This is a genomic window from Microterricola viridarii, from assembly GCF_900104895.1.
GTDB classification, from domain to species: Bacteria; Actinomycetota; Actinomycetes; order Actinomycetales; family Microbacteriaceae; genus Microterricola; species Microterricola viridarii.
Window position 1 is genome coordinate 1,514,593 of sequence record NZ_LT629742.1, and the last position, 22,300, is coordinate 1,536,892.

The window sequence follows — 22,300 nt, forward strand, 5'->3', positions numbered from 1 at the left end:
ATGACCGCAGCATCCGTCTTCTCGAGCCGCCCCTGGCTGAGCGCGTACGCGCCGGGAGTCCCGTTTGACATCACGCCGCCGAAGGAGAGCCTCGTCGACATGATCGAGGCCGCGGTGCGCTCGTACCGGGCATCCGTCGCCCTGGAGTTCTTCGGCGAGACCACGACGTACGCCGAGATGGGGGAGCAGATCCTCCGGGTCGCCAACGCCCTGCGCAAGCTCGGCGTGCGCGCGGGCGACCGGGTGGCGCTCGTGCTGCCCAACTGCCCGCAGCACATCGTGGCCTTCTACGCGGTGCTCCGGCTCGGCGCGATCGCCGTCGAGCACAACCCGCTGTACACGCCGAGCGAGCTGCGGCACCAGTTCGAGGACCACGGTGCCACGACAGCCATCGTCTGGGACAAGGTGCACGACACCGTCATGGACTTCCCGGACGACATGGGGGTCGCCCACGTCGTCGCCGTCGACCTGACCCGGGCGATGCCGCTGATGAAGCGCCTCGCACTGCGGCTGCCGGTGAAGAAGGCCAAGGACGCCCGGTCGGCGCTGACCGCGCAACCGCGGGCCAAGAACGCGCTGCGCTGGGAGGACCTGCTCGAGACCCGCAAGCTGAAGAAGTCGCACCCGCGCCCGGCGCCTGCCGACACCGCGGTGCTGCAGTACACGAGCGGCACGACCGGGGCGCCGAAGGGCGCGATCCTCAGCCACGCGAACCTCCGCGCGAACGCGCTGCAGGGTGAGGCGTGGGTGCAGGGGCTCCGCCCGGGCAAGGAGGTCGTCTACGCGGTCCTGCCGATGTTCCACGCCTACGGGCTGACCCTCTGCCTCACCTTCGCGATGAGCACGGGCTCCCGCCTGGTGCTGTTCCCGAAGTTCGACGAGGGCCTGGTCCTGGATGCCGTGCGCACCAGCCCGCCCACCTTCCTGCCCGCCGTGCCGCCGATCTACGAGCGGCTGGCGAAGGCGGCGGCGAAGCGCGGGGTCAGCCTGAGCAGCATCCGTTTCGCCATCTCGGGGGCGATGAACCTGCCGCTCGCGACCGTCGAGGCGTGGGAGAAGTCGACCGGCGGCCAGCTGGTGGAGGGCTACGGGATGACGGAGACCTCGCCGGTCGCGGCCGGCAACCCGTTCAGCACCGCCCGGCGGGCGGGCACCGTCGGGGTGCCGTTCCCCAGCACCGAGATCCGCGTCGTCGACCCGGAGAACCCGCACATCGACCGCGGCTTCGACGAGGAGGGCGAGCTGCTGCTGCGCGGCCCACAGGTGTTCTCCGGTTACTGGAACCGGCCGGAGGAGTCCCTCGCCGTGTTGCAGCCCGCCGGTGACGGCGGCGGCCAGTGGCTGCGCACCGGCGACATCGTCTCCGTTTCGCCCGACGGCTTCATCACCATCGTCGACCGGATGAAGGAGCTCATCATCACGGGCGGCTTCAACGTCGCGCCGAGCGAGGTCGAGGACGCCCTGCTCTCGCACGAGTCGGTGGCCGACGCCGCCGTCGTCGGACTGCCGGCGTCGGGCGGCGGCGAGACCGTCACGGCCGCCGTCGTGCTGCAGCCAGGGGCCACCCTCGACGTCGAGGCCCTGCGCGAGCACTGCCGCGGCCGTCTGAGCGCCTACAAGGTGCCCAGGCAGATCGTGGCCGTCGAGGAGCTGCCCCGCTCGATGATCGGCAAGGTGCTGCGCCGCCAGGTGCGGGCGCAGCTGAGCGCGCTGCTCTAGCCCCGCGGCATCCGCCTGCCTCGCGCCGCCCGCGCAATGGACTCGCCAGAAAACGTGCCACGGCCCGAGTTTTGGGACGATTCTTGGCGAGTCGATCGTGTGGCAGGGGCGTGGATGCCGCGGGCGGCCTTCACAGGTGCCAGCCCGCCTCGCTCAAGGCGGTGTGCACCCGCGCGACCGTGAGGTCTGGGCGCACGAACAGCCCGTGCTTGCGCACAGTGACCACTGTCCAGCCCGCACGGCGGATGCCTTCGAGCCTGCTCAGGTCGCGCTCGTATTGAGTGGTGCTCGTGCGGTGTTGGTCGCCGTCGTACTCCACGACCAGCCGCCACTCCGGGTAGACCATGTCGACGCGACCGAGGAAGCGCCCCGCAGGGTCTCTCAGCACCTGGTTGAGCAGCGGCTCGGGCAGCCCGGCATCCACGAGGAGCAAGCGCAACAATGTCTCCGGCCGTGACTCGGCACCAGCGCGCACGCGGGCGAGCGCGCGCAGGGCCACGCGTTTCCCCCGTCCGCCGTAGCCGGCCAGCCGCTCGGCGAGCTCGTCGACGGACGTGAACGGGCGCGGGTCGACAGGGTCGAGCAGCGCTGGGTTGAGCACGAGGTGATCGCCGACCACCACGAGCTCGTTGGCGGGGAGGAGCCCGGCCAGTTGAACCCAGCTCGAGGCTGCGCTGCTGACCGGAAGCCCGTGGCGCAGAACGAGCGGCGCCGACCCCGGCGGGAGTTCATGCCCGATCACCCCGCGGGTGCGCGGCGGGCGGTGCGGCGCGAAGCTGGCGACGTGGAGCTTCTCCTCGGGGCCGAAGGCCGCGGGAAGGGGCGCACCCCATATCCGGGCGGCGGTCAGGTGGCTGAAGAACTGCCCCGGTCGCATCCGCGTGGCGTAGGCGCGGCAACGATCGAGCAGAGCGCCGCCGTCCGGGGCGGCGACGCGCACTCCGTGGAAGGGACTGGTCAAGTCGCCGCCGCGCAGCCGCTCCGGGCTCAGACCCGCGTCGCGTGCCTCATCGACGGTGAACGCGCGCCCGGTGAAGCCGGGTGGCAGCGGAACGCGACGGGGCATGCCTCATCATGCCGCGAAGCGCCCACTCCTTGCAGAAGTTATCCACAGCCCGGTGCCAGGCTGGAGCCTGCCCGGCATCCGCGCAATCGACTCGCCAGAAAACGTGCCAAGGCCCGAGTTTTGGGACGATTCTTGGCGAGTCGATGCGGATGCGGCGGGCACGGGCCGCGGGCTCAGGCGGCGGGCGCCTGCGCGATGCGGACGGTGTTGCCGGACGGGTCGCGGAAGGCGCAGTCGCGCGGGCCCCACTGCTGGTCCATCGGCTCCTGCAGCACCTCGGCGCCGGACGCGCGCACCGTCTCATAGAGGCCGTCGAGGTCGTCGGTGCGGAACACGAGCATCGGCAGCACGCCCTTGGTGAGTAGCTCCTGCAGCGCGTCGCCGTCGGCTTGGGAGCGGCCGGCGTGCGGCTCGGAGAGCACGATGCCGAGGCCGGGCTGCGCGGGGGTGGCGAGCGTGACCCAGCGGTGCCCGCCGGAGCCGACGTCGTTCTGCACGTCGAGGCCGAGTGCGCCACTGTAGAAGGCGATCGACTCGTCGACGTCGTTGACCGTTACGTTGGTGAACTGGAGTGAGAGTGTCATGTCCGCGACACTACGCCGCGGCCGATCCGCCCGCTTCTTCGATCCTGCTCGATTCGCGCGTCGATTCTCGCGCGGGCCGAGCGGCCCGCACCGGGCGCGTGTGCGCCTGGGCGATGCAGCTGGGCATGGCGCGCACCGCGCTGTGCTCGCGGCGGCGGTACGCGGATGGCGTCTCACCGGTGATCTCGGTGAAGCTCGAGCTGAACGAGCCGAGCGAGGTGGCGCCGACGGCGAGGCAGGCGTCGGTGACGCTGGCCCCGTCCCGGAGCAGCGCCATGGCACGCTCGATCCTGCGGGTCATGAGGTAGCTGTACGGCGTCTCGCCGTAGGCGGCGCGGAAGCGCCGGGAGAAGTGCGCGGGCGACATCAGCGCCCGCGCCGCCATCGTCGGCACGTCCAGGGGCCGCGCGTACTCCCGGTCAATCAGGTCGCGGGCGCGGCGCAGGTGTGCCAGGTTCTCCAGCTCCTGCGGGGTCATCGCCGGGCCTCAGGCCGTGGCTGTTCCGGAGCTGAGCGTGGCGAGCAGGCGCTCGTCGGATGCCGCACGGGTGCGTCCGATCAGCAGTGCAGCGCCGGCGGAGACCGCGGCAGCGCCGACGAGCGTGATCAGCCAGATCCAGCCGCTGTCCCATGCCATGCCGAGCCAGGTCAGTGCAACCCAGAGGATCGCCGCGGTGGCGGTGCCGATCGCCGGCACCACAACCACGCCGTACTCGGCGCGGCGCGGCAGGGTGTACCGGGCTGCGATGCCAAGGATCGCCCCGCCGAGCGCCACGAAGAGCAGCTCCATGGTTAGCCCACGAATCCGATGCGACGGCTCTCTTCGGTGCCGATCTCGATGTACGCGAAGGTCGCGGAGGGCACGATGTAGGTGTTGCCCTTGTCGTCGCCGAGCTTCAGGTAACCGGTCTCCCCGGCGAGCAGCGCGGCAACGGCGGTCTCGATGTCGGCGACCGGCTGGGAAGTCTCGAAGTTGATCTCGCGAGGAGAGTTCTGGATGCCAATGCGAATGTCCACCGGGTGTGCCTTTCCTTTGCCCTGACGCCAGGGCGTTCCTGTCAGAGTATTCCAGATCGGGCGCCGCTCGCTTCCCGTTCACTGTTGGCGCAACCGCGCGCGCACGGCGTTGTCGCGGGGGCCTGTCAGTGCCGGGCGCTACCGTGGGAGACGTGGCCAGAACAGAGCAGAATCCGGCGCCAGCAGGGCGCGCCTTCGTGCCCCGTGCCGGAGCGGGGCATCCCGTCGGCGCCGCGGTGCTTGATGACGCGCAGCGAGCCGTGCTGGAGCTGCCGCTGACCGCGACGGCCGCCGTGCTCGGCGCCCCGGGCAGCGGCAAGACGCTCACCCTCGTCGAGCTGATCGCCGACCGGGTGCTGAACCACGGCCTCGCCCCTGAGCAGGTGCTCGTGCTGGCCCCGAACCGCCTCGCGGCCACCCGGCTGCGCGACCGGCTGGCGGTGCGCCTCGGCGTGCCGAGCGCCGGCCCGATCGCACGCACGGCGAACTCGGTCGCGTTCCAGGTCGTGCGGGCGGCATCCGAGCAGCCCGTCACCCTGCTCACCGGCGGCGAGCAGGACTCGATCATGTCCGAGCTGCTCCTCGGCGACATCCTCGACCAGGCCGGCCCTGACTGGCCGCACCCGCTCGGCGAGGAGGTGCGCCAGATGCGCGGGTTCCGCACCGAGCTGCGCGAGCTCAGCATGCGCTGCGCGGAGCACGGGGTGTCGATGCCGCGGCTGGCCGAACTCGGCCGCGCCCACGACCACCCGGAGTGGGTGGCGGCCGCCGAGTTCCTCGACGGCTACGCAGACAACAAAGAGCAGGCCCGGCCCGGCCAGTACGACTCGGCCGAGCTCTCCACCGAGGCCGCCGTGTATGTGGCGCGCGCCGAGCCCGGCGCCGCCGGGGCGGCCACCCTCGGGCCGCTGGCCGGGGTGCGCCTGATCGCCGTCGACGACGCGCAAGACGCCACCGGTTCGACGATCGCGCTGTTGCAGGCCTTCGCCGCCCGCGGCGTCGCCATCGTCGCCTTCGGTGACCCGGATGTCGCGAGCACGGCGTTCCGCGGGGCCCGCTCGGAGGTGCTCGGCCGGCTGGGGGAGGCGCTCGGCGTGCCCGGAACGGCTCGACTCGTGCTCTCCACCGTCTACCGCGGCCGGCCGGAGCTGCGCGAGCTGGTCGGCGCCGTCGTCGGCCACATCGGCACCGCGCTCGCCGGGCTGCAACGGCGCGCCGAGCTGGCGCCGTCGGCGTTCGCCGGCCCCGCGACGGGCGAGACCGCCGTCGCGGCGGATGCCGGAGCCCCGGATGCCGGCGCATCGACTCCTGCAGCGCCGAGCGCCGCCGAACGGATCGGGTACGCCGCGACCGTGCGCATCGAGGCCAGCTCGCACGCCGCCGAGTGCGGGGAGCTCGCCCGGCTGCTGCGCGAGCACCACCTGCTCCGCGGGATGCCGTGGGCGCGCATGGCGGTCGTCGTGCGCTCCGGCGCCGACATCGCCGGGCTGGAGCGCGGGCTCTCCCTCAGCGACGTGCCCACCCGGGCCGCCACGGCCAGGCGGGCGCTCCGCGACGACCCGGCCGCCGCCCAGCTGCTGGCCGCGGCATCCGTCGCCATCGGCGTCAGGGAGCTGACCGCCCCGGCCGCCGTGGAGATCCTGACCGGCCCGCTCGGCCGGCTCGACGCCATCGCGCTTCGCCGGCTCCGGCTGAGCCTCCGCCAGCAGGAGCTCGCTGGCGACGGCACCCGCACCAGCGACGAGCTGCTCGTCGAGGCCATGCGCGTGCCGGGCGGCTTCGGCACGATCGACTCCGGGCCGGCCGCGCGGGCCGGGCGAGCAGCCGCGAACGTGGCGGAGGCCGCACGCGTCGCCGCAGCGGGCGGCTCGATCGAGGAGGTGCTCTGGCAGCTCTGGCAGGGCGCCGGCCTCGGCACGGAGTGGGGCAAGCAGGCCAGGGGCACCGGCGTGCTCGCCGACGAGGCGAACCGAGCGCTTGACGGCGCCGTCGCGCTGTTCGCCGCCGCCCAGCGCTTCGTCGAGCGCACCCCGGAGCTTCCGCCCGCGCAGTTCATCGCCGACGTGCTGGCCAGCGACCTGCCGGAGGACTCCCTCGCCCCGCAGAGCGAGGGCGACGCCGTGCTGATCTGCACGCCGCCCGGGGTCGTGGGGCAAGACTTCGACGTCGTCGTGCTGGCCGGCCTGCAGGAGGGCGTCTGGCCGAACCTCAAACCGCGCGGCTCCCTGCTGCACCCGGAGCTCGTGGAAGACCTCGCCGGCCTCGGCGACGAGCCGGCAGCAGCCGGGGTGAACGACGAGCGGGCGGCCGTCCGCAGCGACGAGCTGCGCATGTTCGCCCTCGCCGCCTCCCGGGCACACCGCCAGCTCGTGCTCAGCTGCACCAGCAACGACGACGAGCAGCCGAGCACGTTCATGGGCTTCGTGCCCGACCTGACGCCGCTACACCGCGGGCGCCCGCTGCACCTGCGCGGGCTCGTCGGGAGCCTGCGCCGCGAGCTCGTCGAGCGGGGAACGCCCGCCGCGGCATCCGCCCTGGCCCTGTTGGCCAGCGAGGAGATCCCCGGCGCGCACCCGGCGAGCTGGTACGGGATGCGCCCGCCGTCGACGCTGGAACCGCTCGTCGACCTGGAGGCGGAGGGCGCCGTCGTCGCGGTGTCGCCCTCCCAAATCGAGAAGGCCGAGAAGTCGGCGCTGGCCTGGTTCGTCGACACCGTCGCGGCCAGCCCGGGCGGGCTCGCCGCCTCCATCGGCACCATCGTGCACGCGGTCATGGAGACGGCGAGCACGAAGCCGGACGCCGACCTCAGCGTCGACGGGCTCTGGGCCGAGGCCGCGGAGCGCTGGAAGCAGCTGCGCTTCGAGGCGCCGTGGCTGGCCGAGCGCGAGAGGCGGGGCGCGGAGCGGCTGCTCGGCGGCCTGAGCGAGTACCTCGGCGACTTCGCCGACGACGGCAAGACGCTGCTGCAGGCGGAGGGCCGGTTCACGGTCGACTTCGAACACGTGAGCCTGCACGGCAGCGTCGACCGGGTCGAGCGCACCGCCGACGGCACCACGGTCATCGTCGACCTGAAGACGGGGTCGCGGATGCCGACGCAATCCGGCATGGCCGAGCACCCGCAGTTGGCCGCCTACCAGCTCGGGATGGCCAGCGGGGCGATCCCCACCGGCACCGGCGAGGGCGATGAGGGCACGATCGGCGGCGCGAAGCTGGTCTTCGTGTCCTCCGGCGTGCGCGGCAAGAGTTACAGCGAGAGGACCCAACAGCCCATGGACGAGGCGGCGCTCGAGGCGTTCCGGCAACGACTGCTCACGGTCTCCCGCGCCATCTCCGGCGCGAGTTTCGCCGGGCCGCTGCAGCTGGACTTCAACGACCCGCTGGCCCGCTGGGAGTACCGCATCCACCTGGTGCCGGCGGTGTCCGCATGAGCGGCGCGATCGACGCCGTGCTCGAACCCGTGCTCCCGGCGAACGCCGACGCCACCCCCGGCGCGGGCATCGGCGCGGCCGCGCTGGCCCTGGCGCTCGAGCTGCCGCCGCCCACGCCCGAGCAGATCGCCGTCATCGAGGCGCCGCCCGGCGGGCAGGCCATCGTCGTCGCCGGGGCCGGCAGCGGCAAGACCGAGACCATGGCCAACCGGGTCGTCTGGCTGCTCGCCAACGGCCACGCCGCGGTGCCGGAGGTGCTCGGCCTCACCTTCACCCGCAAGGCGGCCGGGGAGCTGGCCGTGCGCATCCGGGAACGGGTGGAGCAGCTCGTGCAGGCCGGCATCGCCGACGTCTCCATCGACATCTTCGAGGCGGCATCCGTGTCGACCTACAACTCCTTCGCCAGCGCCATCTACCGCGAGAACGCGATGCTGATCGGCCGGGAGCCCGACGCGGTCGTGCTCGGCGAGGCCTCCGCTTGGCAGCTGGCCCGGCAGGTGGTCAGCGACACCGCCGACCCCCGGCTGGTCGAGATCGACAAGCGGCTCGACGCCGTCACCGGCGGCGTGCTCACGCTGAGCCGGGCGCTCGCCGAGAACGTCGTCGACGTGCGCGACGTGCAGGCAATGGTGCGCGATTTCACCGGGATGGCCGACCTGCCGATCGGCGGCACGGGGCGCAAGAAGACGCCGCACGCCAGCTTCACCGGCGCGCTCGAGGCGGTGGGCTCGCTGCCGCCGCTGCTCGAGCTGGCCGAGCGCTTCCAGGCCGAGAAGCGCCGCCGCGGCTACGTCGAGTTCTCGGACCAGGTCGCCCTCGCCCTCGAGGTGTGCGAGCGCAATCCGGCGGTCACCGCCGGCTACCGCGAGCGGTACAAGGCCGTGCTGCTCGACGAGTACCAGGACACCAGCGTCGTGCAGACCCGCCTGCTGGCCGCCCTCTTCGGCGGGCACGGCGTCATGGCCGTCGGCGATCCCGACCAGTCGATCTACGGATGGCGCGGCGCCAGTGCCGCGAACCTGGCCCGCTTCTCGCGCGACTTCCGCGGGGCCGGCCCCCAGGCAGACGGATCGGCGGCGCCGGAGGCGGAGCGCTTCGAGCTCTCGATCAGCTGGCGCAACCCGCGCGCGGTGCTGGCCGCCGCGAACGAGATCGTCCGGCCATTCACCGAGCAGACCGGGGAGGCGGGGGAGGCCCCGCCGAAGAGCCCGCTCACGGCGCCGAGCTTCGCCTCCGACGGCCTGCTCGACGTCAGCTTCACCGAGACCGTCGAAGACGAGGCCGCCGCCGTGGCCGAGTGGTTCGCCCAGCGGCTGGGCCCGGGGGCGGCCAAACCGGACGGCTCCAAACGCTCCGCCGCGATGCTCTGCCGCAGCCTCGGCAAGATCACCGTGTTCACCGAGGCGCTCCGCGAGCGCGGCGTCCCATTCCACGTGCTGGGCCTGGCCGGGCTGCTCGACCAGCCCGTCATCGTCGACCTGGTCTCCGCGCTGCGCGTGCTGCACGACCCCAGCCGGGGCTCAGAGCTGCTGCGGGTGCTGGCCGGCGCGCGCTGGAACATCGGCCCGAAAGACCTGCACGCGCTCGGCAAGCTGGCCGGCGAGCTCGCCGCCCGCGACCACAGCCTGGCCAAGCTCAGCGACGAGGTGCGCGCCCGGCTGCGCGGCAGCGTCGCCGAGGACGAGGGCCGCTCGATCGTCGACGCCCTCGACTTCCTCGTCTCCGCCCGCGACGGCCATGGTCTCGTGCGCGGCTTCAGCGAGGTCGGCCTGCAGCGGCTGAAGGAGGCGGGCGACCAGCTGATCGCGCTGCGCCGCCGCGCCGGGCTGGAACTGCTCGACCTCGTCACCCTGGTGCAGCAGGAGCTGCTGCTCGACATCGAGGTCGCGGCCAACGGCATCCGCCCGCTCGGCGCCGCCAGCCTGGAGGCCTTCGACGAGCTGGTCAGCGGCTTCCTCGCCGCGAGCGAGCACAGCACGCTCGGCGCCTTCCTCGGCTGGCTGGAGGAGGCCGAGCAGCGCGACCGCCTGGCCCCGCGGCAGGAGGAGCCGGAGCCCGGCACCGTGCAGATCCTCACCATCCACGGCTCCAAGGGGCTCGAGTGGGATGTCGTCGCCGTTCCGCGCATGGTCGTCGACGAGATGCCGGGCAAACCGCGCAGCACCCTCGGCTGGCTCGCCTTCGCCGAGCTGCCATTCGAGTTCAAGGGCGACGCGGCCGAGCTGCCGGAACTCGCCTGGCGCGGGGTGCACGACCAGACCCAGTTCGACGAGTCCGTCACCGATTTCAAGGAGCAGAACGCGGCCCACTACGCGGCGGAGCAGCGCCGGCTGGCCTACGTGGCCGTGACCCGCACCAAGAGCGACCTGCTGCTCAGCGGCTCCTGGTGGTGGAGCCAGAAGGGCGCGCGCGGGCCGAGCGTGTTCCTGCGCGAGCTCGCCGTCGCCGGCCTGATCGACCCGGAGCTGTTGCCCGGCTCCCCGCAGGAGGCCGAGAACCCGCGCTCCGAGAACAGCGTGCCGCCCGAGTGGCCGCTGCACCCGCTCGGCGTGCGCGGGGCCGCCGTGCTGCAGGCCGCGAGCCTCACCCAGGGCGCGATCGACAGCGGGGCCGGCGCGCCCATCCCGGAGCGGCTGCGCGCCGAGATCGACGCGCTGCTCGAGGAGCGGCGGCGTCGGATGCAGGGGAGGGCGGCGCTCGCGTTGCCGACACGCATCCCGGCCTCCCGGTTCAAGGACTTCATCGACGACCCGTCCGCCGTCGCCGAGCAGCTGCGCCGCCCGATGCCGCAGCGACCGTACCGGGCAACCCGGCTCGGCACGCTCTTCCACAGCTGGGTCGAGCAGCGTTCCAACACGGTCGCCGGCGGAGACCGGGTCGACGCCGGGCTGTTCGAGCTGGAGGGTTTCGACGTCGACAGCTTCGACGCTGACAGGTTCGACTCTGACGGCCTCGCTGTGGGCCAGGGCGGAGCCGCGGGTGAGGGCGCTGGACTGGACGGCGCCGACTTGGACGACACGGAGGCCGCGCAATTCGCCCGGCTGCGCGCCACCTTCGAGGCGTCGCCCTGGGCCGGACTCGCCCCGGAGGACGTCGAGGTGGAGATCCACCTGGTGCTCGACGCGCAGGTGTTCATCTGCAAGCTGGATGCCGTCTACCGCACAGAGCGGGGCTACCAGATCGTGGACTGGAAGACGGGCAAGGCGCCGAAGAACGCGGCCGACCTGGCGCTCAAGCAGACCCAGCTGGCGCTCTACCGCCTCGCCTACTCGCGGTGGAAGGGCGTGCCGGTGGAGCAGATCGACGCCGTGTTCTACTTCGTCGCCGACGACACCGTCATCGCGCCGGAGCGCCTCGCCGGCGAGGAGGAGCTGCTCGCGCTCTGGGCCGGCGTCACCGCCTAGCCGGGCCCGGCAGCGCTGCGCCGATCGCGCCTGCTGATCGCGCCTGCTGATCGCACCTGACGATCGCGCTGGGCGTTTGCGGCGGGCGATCCCGGCCGGCGTTTGCGCCCGCGGCCTTGCGCCCGCGGCCCTCGTTGTGTCTCGCGGCCCCCGTTATACCGAGGGCCGCGAGACACAACGAGGGCCGCGAGAGCGCGCGTCGCTCGCGTGCGGCCTCGGCGGCCACACGTGCAGGCCGACGACGCGGCAGCTCGCAGGCGAAGGACCCGGGTCAGGCTTGCGGCCGACGGCTTGGCGCCGCCGGCTTGGCGGCAGCCGGCTCGGCACCGACGGCGCGGCGCCGACGGCTTGGAGCCGCGGGCTAGCGCCCGGGCAGCTCGATCGGGCCGGTGTCGAGGTCGTCCGAGACGGCCACAGAACCGGTGCCCGTGCCGGGCTCACCCGTGGCCTGCTCCGCCTCGTCGGCGGAGTCGAACCCGGAGTCGAACGCTGTGCCGAGCTCCGACTCCGACTCGAACGCGGACACGTCGTAGCTGTCGGTGTGCAGGGCGCCGTGGCCCTCCTGCGGTGTCGCCGAGGAGCGGGGCGTCTGCGCGAGCAGCTCCTCCACGTCGTCGACGGCGAGCACCGGGCCCACCGCCTGCGTCAGCGGGTTCATGCGCTGGCTGTGCACGCTCTCGACCAGGGCGTCGAGCATCTGCACGGCATCCTCGACGATCGCCTCGCTGCGCGTCGCGACGCCGTGCAGCAGCCAGCGGGCGAGCTCCAGCTCCGCGTAGAGCAGTGCGCGCTGGGTGAGCAGCCGGTCGATGCCGCCGCTGCGGGCCGCCGTGTACGCGGCGAGCGTCGTCTCACCGGCGTCGCCGGGGGCGGCGAGCACCCAGTGTAGGTCGCGGGCCGCATCGCCGACACACAGCTCGGACCAGCCGAGCACCGCCGAGACGGCGTAGCCGTCGACGAGGAACGAGTCGGCGGTGAGCTTGCCGTTGATGACGGAGGGGGCGAACTGCCAGAGCGCGGCATCGTCGGTGGCCTGCTCCCAGCGCTGCAGCAGCGCGGCCGGCAGCTTGCCCGTCTCGGCCGCGCGCGCGATCAGCGCGGCGGTCGCGGCACGGGAATCCTCGGCGGTCTGCTGCGGCAGCCCGGCGTCGCCGATGAAGGCGGTCGGCAGCGAGTGCACGGCGGCGATCGAGCGGCCGATGGAGTGGGCGAGATCCGGGTTGTACTCGAGCATCGACGTGTCGGCCGGCAGGCCGTCGAGGTAGCCGTAGACGATGGCGCGGGTGGGCCCGACGGGCGCCTGGCCGACGAAATCGGCGATGTGGAACGGCAGCCGGCTGCGCACGCCGGTGCTCAGCGCGCGCAGTGCGAGGAGGTCGGCGGACTGCTCTGTCTCGGCCGCCTGGTTGCGGGGCACCCGCACGATCAGCTCGATGCCGTCACGGAGGCTCAACACGGCCGCATCGAAATCGCCGGCCACCTGCCGGCTGTGGGTGCGCGTGGCGACCACGTCGAGCTCGGGCACGGCCGAGGTGGCCAACGCAGCTAAAGTGAGAGGGGATCTGGCCATGCCTCCAAGGTTAGGTCGAAAAGAGCCTCCTCGCCTACGCGCCACGCCCCTGACGGCGGCGCGGCGAGCCGTTCCGAAAGGGTCAACCGTGCTGACTGACGCGCTTCCGCTCGCCCGCCACCGGCTCGAGCGCGACGCGACGGCCCGCGCCGACCCCGAGCTGGTGCGGCGGCTGCGTGCCGACGCCGGCACCCGCGTGCTCGTGCTGAGCGCCGGCTCCGCGCTTCGCGCCCTGCAGGTCGATGGCGCCGCGCCGGCGCTGGCCTGGCTCAGCCCGGCCGAGGTCCCGGATGCCGCCGGCTGGCTCTACCTCGGGCGCGAGGCCGTCGCCGGCAGCGTGACCGCGCAGCCGCTGCTGGCCGCCCTCCTCACCGTGGAGCAGGCCGAGGCGCTGCAGCCGGAGCGGCTGCGCTGGGCCGGGCTCCGCGCCCTGGCGCCTGTGCTCGGCGACGTCGAGAACGCCCTGTTCACCGAGGCCATCGCCGTGGCGAACTGGCACGACTCGCACGGCTTCTGCCCGCGCTGCGGCACCGCCACCGTGGTGGAGCAGGCCGGCTGGGTGCGGCGCTGCCCGGCCGAGAACACCGAGGTGTTCCCGCGCACCGACGCCGCCGTGATCGTGCGCATCACCGACGCCGAGGACCGCATCCTGCTCGGCTCCAACGCGCTCTGGGAGCAGAACCGCTTCTCGCTGCTGGCCGGCTTCGTCGAGCCGGGGGAGTCGCTCGAGGACGCCGTGCGCCGCGAGGTGCTCGAGGAGTCCGGCCTGCGCGTCGCGCACCCCGGCTACCTCGGCTCCCAGCCGTGGCCGTTCCCCGCCTCGCTGATGCTGGGCTTCGCCGCGACGCTCGCGGCCGGGCAGAGCCCGCAGGGCACCATCCCGGACGGCGAAGAGATCATCGAACTGCGCTGGTTCAGCCGCGCCGAGCTCCGGGCGGCCGGCGACGACATCCTGTTGCCCGGCCCCATCTCCATCGCCGGCGCCATCATCCGCGAGTGGCTGGAGAACCCGGAGCCCGTGACGCCGTGATCCCTTCCGCAGACGCCCTGCTCGCGGGGCTGGACGAGCAGCAGCGCGTCGCCGCCGAGGCCCTCGTCGGCCCCGTCTGCATGCTCGCCGGCGCCGGCACCGGCAAGACGCGCGCCATCACCCACCGCATCGCGTACGGCGTGGCCACCGGGGCCTACACGCCGAGCCGCGTGATGGCGCTCACCTTCACCACGCGTGCCGCCGCCGAACTCCGCGGCCGGCTGCGCGAGCTCGGTGCGGGTGGGGTCGCCGCGCGCACCTTCCACTCCGCGGCGCTCTCCCAGCTGAACTTCTTCTGGCCACAGGTGGTCGGCGGCCAGACCCCGAGCCTGCTCGACGGCAAGGCGCGGCTGCTCGGCCACGTCGCCGAACGGCTCAAGCTCAAGCTCGACACCGCGACTCTGCGCGACGTCGCGGGCGAGATCGAGTGGCGCAAGGTCTCCGGGATCGGCTTCGACGCCTACGCCCGCTCGCTCGAGGAGCGAGGCCTCCCCGGCCGGCTCACCGCCGAGCAGGCCGTGGAGCTGCAGCAGGGCTACGAGAGGCTGAAGGACGAGCGGCACCAGATCGACTTCGAAGACGTTCTGCTCACCGTGGCCGGCATGATCGAGCAGGAACCCTCCGTCGCCATGCAGGTGCGCGAACAGTACCGCTTCTTCGTCGTCGACGAGTACCAGGACGTCTCGCCGCTGCAGCACCAGCTCCTCAAACTCTGGTTGGGAGGCCGGCACGAGATCTGCGTCGTCGGCGACGCCAGCCAGACTATCTACTCCTTTGCCGGCGCGCGGGCCGAGTACCTGCTCGAGTTCCCCAGCCGGCATCCGGACGCCACGGTGGTGCGCCTCGAGCAGAACTACCGCTCGACGCAGACCATCATCGACGCCGCCAACCGGCTGATGCGCGGCCGGGCCGGCGCGCTCATGCTGCACGCCGCCGCGAGCGAGGCGCCCTCCAAGGCCCCGATCACGGTCACCGCCCACCCGAACGACATGGCCGAGGCGCGCGGCGTGGCCCAGAAGATCCTCGAGCTCATCGCCGCCGGCGCACGCCCGGAGGACATCGCCGTCCTGTACCGCATCAACGTGCAGGCGGCCGCGCTGGAGACGGCGCTCACCGAGGCGGGCATCAGCTATCAGATCCGCGGCTCCAAGCGATTCTTCGAGCTGCCAGAGGTCAAGCAGGCCGTCATGTCGCTGCGCGCGGCGTCGGTGTCGATCTCGGGGGAGCCGCTGTTCAAATCCGTCAGCGACGTGATGCGCGGCCTCGGCTGGAGCCAGAGCCCACCGGAGACGCGCGGCGCCGTGCGCGAGCGCTGGGAGTCGTTGAACGCCCTGATGGGCCTCGTCGACCAGGCGGTGCCCGGCACCACCTTCCGCGCCTTCACCGACGAGCTGATGGAGCGCCAGGCCAGCCAGCACGAGCCCACCGTCGCCGCCGTCACCCTCGCCACGCTGCACTCGGCGAAGGGCCTGGAGTGGGACAACGTCTACATCGTCGGAGCCAGCGAGGGGCTGGTGCCCATCAACTACGCGAAGACCCCGGAGCAGATTGACGAGGAGCGCCGGCTGCTCTACGTCGGCGTCACCCGGGCGCGACTGCGCCTCGCCCTCAGCTGGGCGGAGACGGGAGCCGGGGCGCGTGCCCCGCGGGAGCGTTCCCGCTTCCTCGCCGAGATGGAGCGCCCGGCAGCCCCCGGCAGCCGCACTCCGGGTGCGGGGAGTGCAGCGCGGAGCTGATCCAGCCGTCCAGCCCGATGTGCACGGATGCCGCCGACCACGGTTCCGGCACGATGAGCGCGGCGGGCGCGCCCGAGCAGGCGAGGATCAGCCCGCAGGCCGTCGTCGCGGCCAGCCGGGAGGTCTGCTCCGTCGCCCCGGGCGCCCGCCGGTGCACCAGCTGGCTGGCCAGCGCCGGCCAGGCGGCATCCCGGTCGGTGCGCTCCAGGTCGAGGCAGAACAGGCAGGGCCCGGCGCCGGGCTGCACGAGCGGGCCCACCCGCACGCCGCTGTCTCCGAACACGATCGGCAGGTGTGCAACGTCGGCGCGCAGCCAATGCCCGTACCGAGCGGGCGGAACGGCGTAGCGGGCGATCAACACGACCAGCTCCGGTTCGCCGCCCCGCGGCGCGGAGCCCGCGAGCGGGTCGGAGACCGAGGCGGTCACGCCGGCATCCAGCAGCGCGTCGAGCAGCAGCTCGGCGCAGCGGCCCTCACCGTCGATGAGCACGCGCGGCACGCTCGGCTGGGGCCGGCCCAGGCCGTGCTGCAGCACCGGCTCGAGCCGGTCCAGCCGCGCCTCGAGCTCTGCGGCATCCGCGCCGGAGCGCTTCGCGACGGCGAGCAGATCCTCCCGCTGTGCGCCCGCGCGGAGCGCCGCGACCAGCGCCTCGTCCAGGGCGTCGACCACGTCCAGCACCAGCCGCGGGCTGTCCACGCCGAACTGCAGCGAGCTCGGCGAGCGCCACACCACCGGCGCGGCGGGGTCCAGTCGCAGGATCATGCCGACAGCCTGCCCCATCTGGCCAGCGAGCGTCGGAAGTTATCCACAGGCGCGACGCGAAGCGTCGCGACAGGCGGCAGCCCTCAATCAGGAAACCCCGAAAACCGCATGCGATGCTCGTGCGGTTTCGACAAGCTCAACCAACGGGCTCGACCAACGAGCTGAACCAACCGGCTGTGCCAGCGGAGTGTGCCATCGCTTCAGCCCGGGGCTGAGGCCTAGGCGGGCGGGTCGTTCGGGTCGAGCGGGCGCTCGGGCCCGTCGCCGCGCAGCAGCGCCTCGAGTGCCTGGTCGATCTCGTCCAGCTCCGGCTCGACGCCGGAGGCCTTCGCCACCAGGCGTGCCACCAGGCTCGCCGGGTCGTCGAGGTCGGCGGAGGTCGGCAGGATGTCGGGGTGAGCCCAGAGCGCGTCACGGGCGTCGTTGCCGACGGCATCCGTCACGGCCTGCCACATGGCGGCCGCCTCGCGCTGGCGCCGGGGGCGCAGCTCGAGGCCGACGAGCGTGGCGAAGGCCGACTCGGCCGGCCCGCCCGCGGCACGGCGGCGGCGCACCATCTCGGCGATCGAGACGCTGCCGGGCAGGCGGCCGGTCGCCTCGGCGGTGACGACGTTGACCCAGCCCTCGATGAGGGCGAGCATCGTCTCCAGCTGGGCGAGCGCGGCCAGCTGGGCCTCGCTCTTCGGCGGGATGAGCGAGCCGTCGACCATGGCCTGGCGCAGCTCCTCGGGGTTGGACGGGTCGAAGCCGGATGCCAGCTCCTCGAGCTTGCCGGCGTCCACGCTGATGCCCTGCGCGAACGACCGGATCGCGCTGATCAGGTGCAGGCGCAGCCAGCGGGCGTGCCGGAACAGGCGGGCGTGGGCGAGCTCGCGCACGGCGAGGTAGATCTGCACCTGGTCGGGGCCGACGTCCAGGCCCTCGGAGAAGGCCATCACGTTCTGCGGCAGCAGCGCGGCGTGCTGCTCGGCGAGCAGCGGGATGCCGATGTCCCCGCCCGAGATGACCTCAGTGGCGAGTTCGCCGACCACCTCACCCAGCTGCATGGCGAAGAGGGTGCCGCTCAGCGAGCGCATCATCGGCATGGCCTGGGCGAGCATGCCGCGCATCTCCTCCGGCAGTTGGTCGCCCAGCGCCCCGGTGAGGGTGTCGGCGATGCTGGTGGCGACGGGCTCGGCGAGCTGCGTCCACAGCGGCATGGACTGCGCGACCCACTGCCTGCGGGTGATCAGCGACGGCACCACGGTGATCTCGCTGATGGCGATGACCTCGTCGAGCCAGAGCGCGGCGATGTTGAACGCCTGGTCGAACTGGGCACGCTGCTCGGGCGTCACCTGCTCCTGCCCGGCCGCGGCCTTCTCCTCGGCCCGGCGCAGGGCGAGGTCCCAGTTGATGCCGTCGCCGGCGCTGCTCATGGCGCCGCGCAGCTGGTTCATCAGCGCGGCGATGCTCGCCGGGTCGTTCGGCAGGCCGGCCGCTCCCGCCAATTGGGCAGGATCGAAGGAGGCACCGCCGTCGGGGAAGTTGCCGGAGAGGATGTCTCGGAGCATCCTCTGCAGGTCATCGTCGGGGGTGTTGTCGTCGGGGCCCAGATTGTCACCGGGCTGGGCGTTGTCGGCCACTTCAGCCACCTCTCAGTCGCGTGCTTCTACGCTAGTGCGAGATCCTGCGGCTTCGTTGGGAAATACCCTAGGCTGGGGTGCTCCGCTGTCCGCCTGTCGCGAACACCGGGGAGTGAGAAGGGATGCCCGTGGCACTGTTCAGCGAAGGCCAACCGGGCACCGAGACCGGCGGCTCCCGCGCCGGGGCCGCCCGCAGCCGCGAAGAGCGCCGTGTGCGCCGCGGCTGGTACTTTCTCGCCATCGCGCTGGCCTGCGGCCTCGTTCTCGGCCTGGTTCCCTCTCCCTATGTGATCGAGAAGCCGGGCCCGGTCTTCGACACGCTCGGCACCGCCGAGCATGACGGCACAGAGCGCCCGCTCATCAACATCCCGGACGAGCCCATCTTCCCCACCGACGGCGAGCTGAACCTGCTCACCGTCTCCGTGGTCGGCAACAGGGAGACGCGGCCCAACTGGTTCGAGGTGCTGGGCGCCTGGGCCAGCCCCGAGCAGGCGGTGCTGCCGCTGGACGCCGTCTTCCCGCCGAACGTGTCCACCGCCGACCGCGAGCAGGCGAACCAGGTAGCCATGGTCAACTCGCAGCAGGACGCCATCGCCGCGGCGCTGATCGAGCTCGACTACCCGGTGGAGCGCACGCTCGTCGTCAACTCGCTCTCGGCGAACTCGCCGGCCGAGGGCGTGCTGCAGGCCGACGACGAGATCGTCGCCGTCAACGGTGACCCAGCCGAGGACCTCGCCGATCTGCGGGCCACGGTGCAGCTGAACGGCGCGGAGAAGCCTGCATCCGTCACGATCGTGCGGGCGGGGCAGACCCTCGAGGTCGAGGTCACGCCGATCATGGTCGGCGACACCGCCGTGCTCGGCGTCAACATCGCCACCGACTACCAGTTCCCGATCGAGGTGCAGATCCAGCTCGACAACGTCGGCGGCCCGAGCGCCGGCATGATGTTCGCGCTCGGCATCATCGACAAGCTCACCCCGGGCCCGCTGACCGCCGGCAAGGACTGGGCGGGCACCGGCACCATCGACGCGGACGGCGTGGTCGGCCCCATCGGCGGCATCCGCCAGAAGATGTTCGGCGCCGTGGATGCCGGGGCGAAATGGTTCCTCGCACCGCAGACAAACTGCACCGAGGTGGTCGGGCATGTGCCGGACGGCCTCACCGTGTTCGCCGTGGACACCCTCGACCAGGCCCTGACCGCGATTGAGACTGTCAGCGACGGCGGGGACACCTCGCAGTTGCCCTCCTGCACACTCTCAGGTTCGGCTCCATAGGATAGAACCAGCACCACCAGAGTCTTTGCACTTCGAGACCCCACACACCGAGCATTGAGGCCACGTGACTTCCCCTGCAGCTGACGCACCCGCCCGCCCAAACCGAGCGCCGCTCGCCATCACAGTGGCCGTCGTGGCCGGACTTGTGATGGCGTTCTTCGCATTCGCCAGCCTCTACGCCGATGTGCTCTGGTTCGACCAGCTCGGCTTCCTGAACGTGTTGACCACGCAGTGGGTCGCCAGCACCGTGCTGTTCCTCATCGGCTTCGTCGCCATGGCGGTGCCGGTCTGGGTCGCGATCCAGATCGCCTACCGCTCGCGCCCGGTCTACGCCAAGCTCAACGCCCAGCTCGACCGCTACCAGCAGGTCATCGAGCCGCTGCGCCGCCTCGCGATGTACGGCGTCCCCGCCCTGCTCGGCCTGTTCGCCGGTGTCTCGGCCGCCTCGCGCTGGGAGACCACCCTCATGTGGCTCAACCGCACCCCGAGTGGCACCAAGGACCCGCAGTTCGGCCTTGACGTGTCGTTCTACCTCTTCGACCTGCCGTTCCTGCACTCGGTGCTCGGCTTCGCCTCCGCCGTGCTGCTGATCGCGCTCATCCTCTCCGCCGCCACCGCGTACCTCTACGGGGCGATCCGGGTGAGCGGTCGCGAGGTCATCATCTCCAAGGCCGCGCGCGTGCAGATCGCCGTGATGGCCGCGCTCTACCTGCTGCTGCAGGCCGCCAGCCTCTGGCTCGACCAGTACACCACCCTCACCGACAGCAGCGCCTACGTCATGTCCGGCGCCGGCTACACCGACGTCAACGCGACCATCCCGGGCCGTGCGATCCTCGCCGGTATCGCCGCCGTCGTCGCCATCCTCTTCCTCGTCACCGCGATCATGGGGCGCTGGCGCCTGCCGATCGTCGGAACCGTGCTGCTGATCATCTCCAGCCTGCTGATCGGCTCGCTCTACCCCTGGGTTGTGCAGCGCTTCCAGGTGGTCCCGAGCGCGAAGACGCTGGAGGCCCCGTATATTCAGCGCAACATCGACGAGACGCGGGCGGCCTTCGGCCTCTCCGGCGTCGAGGAGATCCCCTACAACGCGACCACCGAGGCCGAGCCCGGCGCGCTGCGCGAGGATGCCGAGACCACCGCGAACATCCGCATCCTCGACCCCGCGATCGTCAGCGACTCGTTCGAGCAGCTCGAGCAGTTCCGCCAGTACTACCAGTTCCCCGACCACCTCGACGTGGACCGCTACAACATCGACGGCAAGTCCCAGGACACCGTGGTCGCCGTGCGCGACCTGCGCCTGAGCGGTCTGAGCGACGCCCCGGACTGGGTCAACCGCACCCTCGTCTACACCCACGGCTACGGCATGGTGGCCGCCTACGGCAACCAGCGCTCCGCCGACGGCCAGCCGGTCTTCCTCGAGTCCGGCATTCCCAGCACCGGCGCGCTCGGCGACTTCGAGCCGCGCGTGTACTTCGGTGAGGACTCGCCCGCCTACTCCATCGTCGGCGCGCCCGAGGGTGCCAAGCCGGTCGAGCTGGACTACCCGGCCGGCGGCGACGGAACCGAGCAGACCTACACCAGCTTTGCCGGCGACGGCGGGCCCAAGCTCGACAACATCTTCAAGAAGCTGGTCTTCGCCCTGAAGTTCCAGAGCGAGCAGATCTTCCTCTCCGACTCCGTCACCGACTCGTCGCAGATCCTCTACGACCGCTCTCCGCTGGAGCGCGTGCAGAAGGTGGCGCCGTACCTCAAGCTCGACTCCGACCCGTACCCCTCGGTCATCGACGGCAAGATCGTCTGGATCGTCGACGGCTACACGACGAGCGCGGACTACCCGTACTCAACCAAGGTCGGCTGGAGCGGCGCCATCAACGACGCGCAGACCGCGGCGCAGAGCTTCGCGCTCGATGACGTCAACTACGTGCGCAACTCGGTCAAGGCCACGGTCGACGCCTACGACGGCACCGTCACGCTCTACGCGTGGGACGACCAGGACCCGCTGCTGGCCACCTGGCAGAAGATCTTCCCGTCGACCGTGAAGCCGCTCAGCGACATCTCCGGCGAGCTGATGAGCCACGTGCGCTACCCGGCCGACCTGTTCAAGGTGCAGCGCGCCATCATGGGCCAGTACCACGTGACGGATGCCGGCTCGTTCTACTCGAGCGACGATGCCTGGACCACCCCGAAGGAGCCCACGCTCCCCGCGGACAACAAGACGCTCCAGCCGCCGTACTACCTGACCATGCAGATGCCCGGGCAGAACTCGCCCGCCTTCTCGCTGTACTCCACGTTCATCCCCGACCAGAAGGGCGACAGCACGCGTGACGTGCTGACCGGCTACCTGGCCGTTGACGCGGATGCCGGCAACAAGGCCGGTGTGCGAGCCGACACCTATGGAAAGCTCCGCCTGCTGACGCTGCCGAACGACCGGATCCCCGGCCCCGGCCAGGTGCAGAACTCGTTCGACTCCGACCCCGCCGTCTCGCAGGTGCTCAACCTGCTCAAGCAGGGCCAGTCGAAGGTGCGCAACGGCAACCTGCTGACGCTGCCCGTCGGTGGCGGTCTGCTCTACGTGCAGCCCGTGTACGTGCAGTCGACCGGTGGCACCAGCTTCCCGCTCCTGCAGAAGGTGCTGGTCGGCTTCGGCAACCAGATCGCCTTCGAGAACACCCTCGACGAGGCGCTGAACGTGCTCTTCGGCGGCGACTCCGGCGCGACCGCCGGCGACACCGCGACGCCGGGCGGAGGGGTCACCGTGACCCCGACGCCGGAGCCGACGACGCCGCCCACCGACGGCTCGACCACGCCGCCGACGACCGAGCCGACGACGCCGCCGACCAGCGGCACCGCCGACGAGCAGGCCAAGGCGCTGCTCGAAGTCGCCAAGCAGGCCCTGCAGGACAAGCAGAAGGCCATGGCCGACGGTGACTGGGCCGCCTACGGCGCAGCCGACAAGAAGCTGGCCGACACGCTCTCCGCACTGATGCTGGTGCTCGGCGAGTAGTACCCCGCACGACTGGCGCATCCCTCCCGGAGCTCACGCTCCTGGAGGGATGCGCTTTTTCGTGCCGTCGTGCCGCAGTACCA

Annotated in this window: 14 protein-coding genes; 7 read left to right on the plus strand and 7 right to left on the minus strand. The window is 72.0% G+C overall.

The window, feature by feature from the left end:
* The gene (locus BLT62_RS06900) at positions 1 to 1,719 is read left to right on the plus strand and encodes a long-chain-fatty-acid--CoA ligase (RefSeq protein ID WP_083363399.1); all 1,719 of its coding nucleotides are present in this window, start codon (positions 1 to 3) and stop codon (positions 1,717 to 1,719) included.
* 130 nt (positions 1,720 to 1,849) lie between these two features.
* Here the strand turns inward: BLT62_RS06900 and BLT62_RS06905 are convergent, their stop codons facing one another.
* The 5 genes from BLT62_RS06905 to BLT62_RS06925 all read right to left on the minus strand — a co-directional run bounded on the left by BLT62_RS06905 (position 1,850) and on the right by BLT62_RS06925 (position 4,386).
* A complete protein-coding gene (locus tag BLT62_RS06905; protein ID WP_197675177.1) occupies positions 1,850 to 2,785 on the minus strand; it encodes an endonuclease domain-containing protein in 936 nt (311 codons plus the stop codon).
* A gap of 173 nt (positions 2,786 to 2,958) precedes the next feature.
* Entirely contained in the window at positions 2,959 to 3,369 is a 411-nt protein-coding gene (locus tag BLT62_RS06910; protein WP_083363400.1) for a VOC family protein, read from the minus strand.
* Between the two features lie 10 nt (positions 3,370 to 3,379).
* Complete coding sequence (locus tag BLT62_RS06915; RefSeq protein WP_083363401.1) at positions 3,380 to 3,847, minus strand: helix-turn-helix domain-containing protein; 468 nt, start codon at positions 3,845 to 3,847, stop codon at positions 3,380 to 3,382.
* 9 nt (positions 3,848 to 3,856) lie between these two features.
* Positions 3,857 to 4,159, minus strand: coding sequence for a hypothetical protein (locus tag BLT62_RS06920; protein WP_083363402.1), 303 nt, complete (start codon positions 4,157 to 4,159; stop codon positions 3,857 to 3,859).
* Positions 4,160 to 4,161: 2 nt separating this feature from the next.
* The gene (locus BLT62_RS06925; protein WP_083363403.1) at positions 4,162 to 4,386 is read right to left on the minus strand and encodes a DUF3107 domain-containing protein; all 225 of its coding nucleotides are present in this window, start codon (positions 4,384 to 4,386) and stop codon (positions 4,162 to 4,164) included.
* A gap of 152 nt (positions 4,387 to 4,538) precedes the next feature.
* Here BLT62_RS06925 and BLT62_RS06930 point away from each other — a divergent pair, with 152 nt between their 5' ends.
* Both BLT62_RS06930 and BLT62_RS06935 read left to right on the plus strand, forming a co-directional pair.
* Positions 4,539 to 7,814, plus strand: coding sequence for a UrvD/REP family ATP-dependent DNA helicase (locus BLT62_RS06930; RefSeq protein ID WP_172829653.1), 3,276 nt, complete (start codon positions 4,539 to 4,541; stop codon positions 7,812 to 7,814).
* Positions 7,811 to 11,218, plus strand: a complete 3,408-nt coding sequence (locus BLT62_RS06935; RefSeq protein WP_083363405.1) for an ATP-dependent DNA helicase — start codon at positions 7,811 to 7,813, stop codon at positions 11,216 to 11,218. Before BLT62_RS06930 ends, BLT62_RS06935 begins: the two co-directional genes overlap by 4 nt.
* Positions 11,219 to 11,579: 361 nt before the next feature.
* Here BLT62_RS06935 and BLT62_RS06940 read toward each other — a convergent pair whose 3' ends face one another.
* Complete coding sequence (locus BLT62_RS06940; protein ID WP_231919378.1) at positions 11,580 to 12,758, minus strand: phosphotransferase; 1,179 nt, start codon at positions 12,756 to 12,758, stop codon at positions 11,580 to 11,582.
* Positions 12,759 to 12,876: 118 nt separating this feature from the next.
* On the opposite strand from BLT62_RS06940, the gene nudC reads away from it, so the two are divergent.
* Positions 12,877 to 13,818 (plus strand): NAD(+) diphosphatase, encoded by a 942-nt coding sequence (gene nudC, locus BLT62_RS06945; protein WP_231919379.1) that lies wholly within the window; start codon positions 12,877 to 12,879, stop codon positions 13,816 to 13,818.
* Positions 13,815 to 15,554: an ATP-dependent helicase gene (locus BLT62_RS06950; protein WP_083363408.1), complete on the plus strand. Its 1,740-nt coding sequence runs from the start codon at positions 13,815 to 13,817 to the stop codon at positions 15,552 to 15,554. The genes nudC and BLT62_RS06950 overlap by 4 nt, the downstream gene beginning before the upstream one ends.
* 981 nt (positions 15,555 to 16,535) lie before the next feature.
* On the opposite strand, the gene BLT62_RS06955 is transcribed toward BLT62_RS06950, so the two are convergent.
* Positions 16,536 to 17,867 carry a zinc-dependent metalloprotease gene (locus BLT62_RS06955; RefSeq protein ID WP_083365352.1) on the minus strand — a complete coding sequence of 444 codons (1,332 nt, stop codon included), beginning with the start codon at positions 17,865 to 17,867 and terminating at the stop codon, positions 16,536 to 16,538.
* A gap of 200 nt (positions 17,868 to 18,067) precedes the next feature.
* Between BLT62_RS06955 and BLT62_RS06960 the strand changes: the two genes are divergently transcribed.
* On the plus strand, positions 18,068 to 19,213 hold the full coding sequence (locus BLT62_RS06960; protein ID WP_231919380.1) for a YlbL family protein: 1,146 nt from the start codon (positions 18,068 to 18,070) through the stop codon (positions 19,211 to 19,213).
* A gap of 64 nt (positions 19,214 to 19,277) precedes the next feature.
* On the plus strand, positions 19,278 to 22,217 hold the full coding sequence (locus BLT62_RS06965) for a UPF0182 family membrane protein (RefSeq protein WP_083363410.1): 2,940 nt from the start codon (positions 19,278 to 19,280) through the stop codon (positions 22,215 to 22,217).
* Positions 22,218 to 22,300 lie beyond the last annotated feature (83 nt).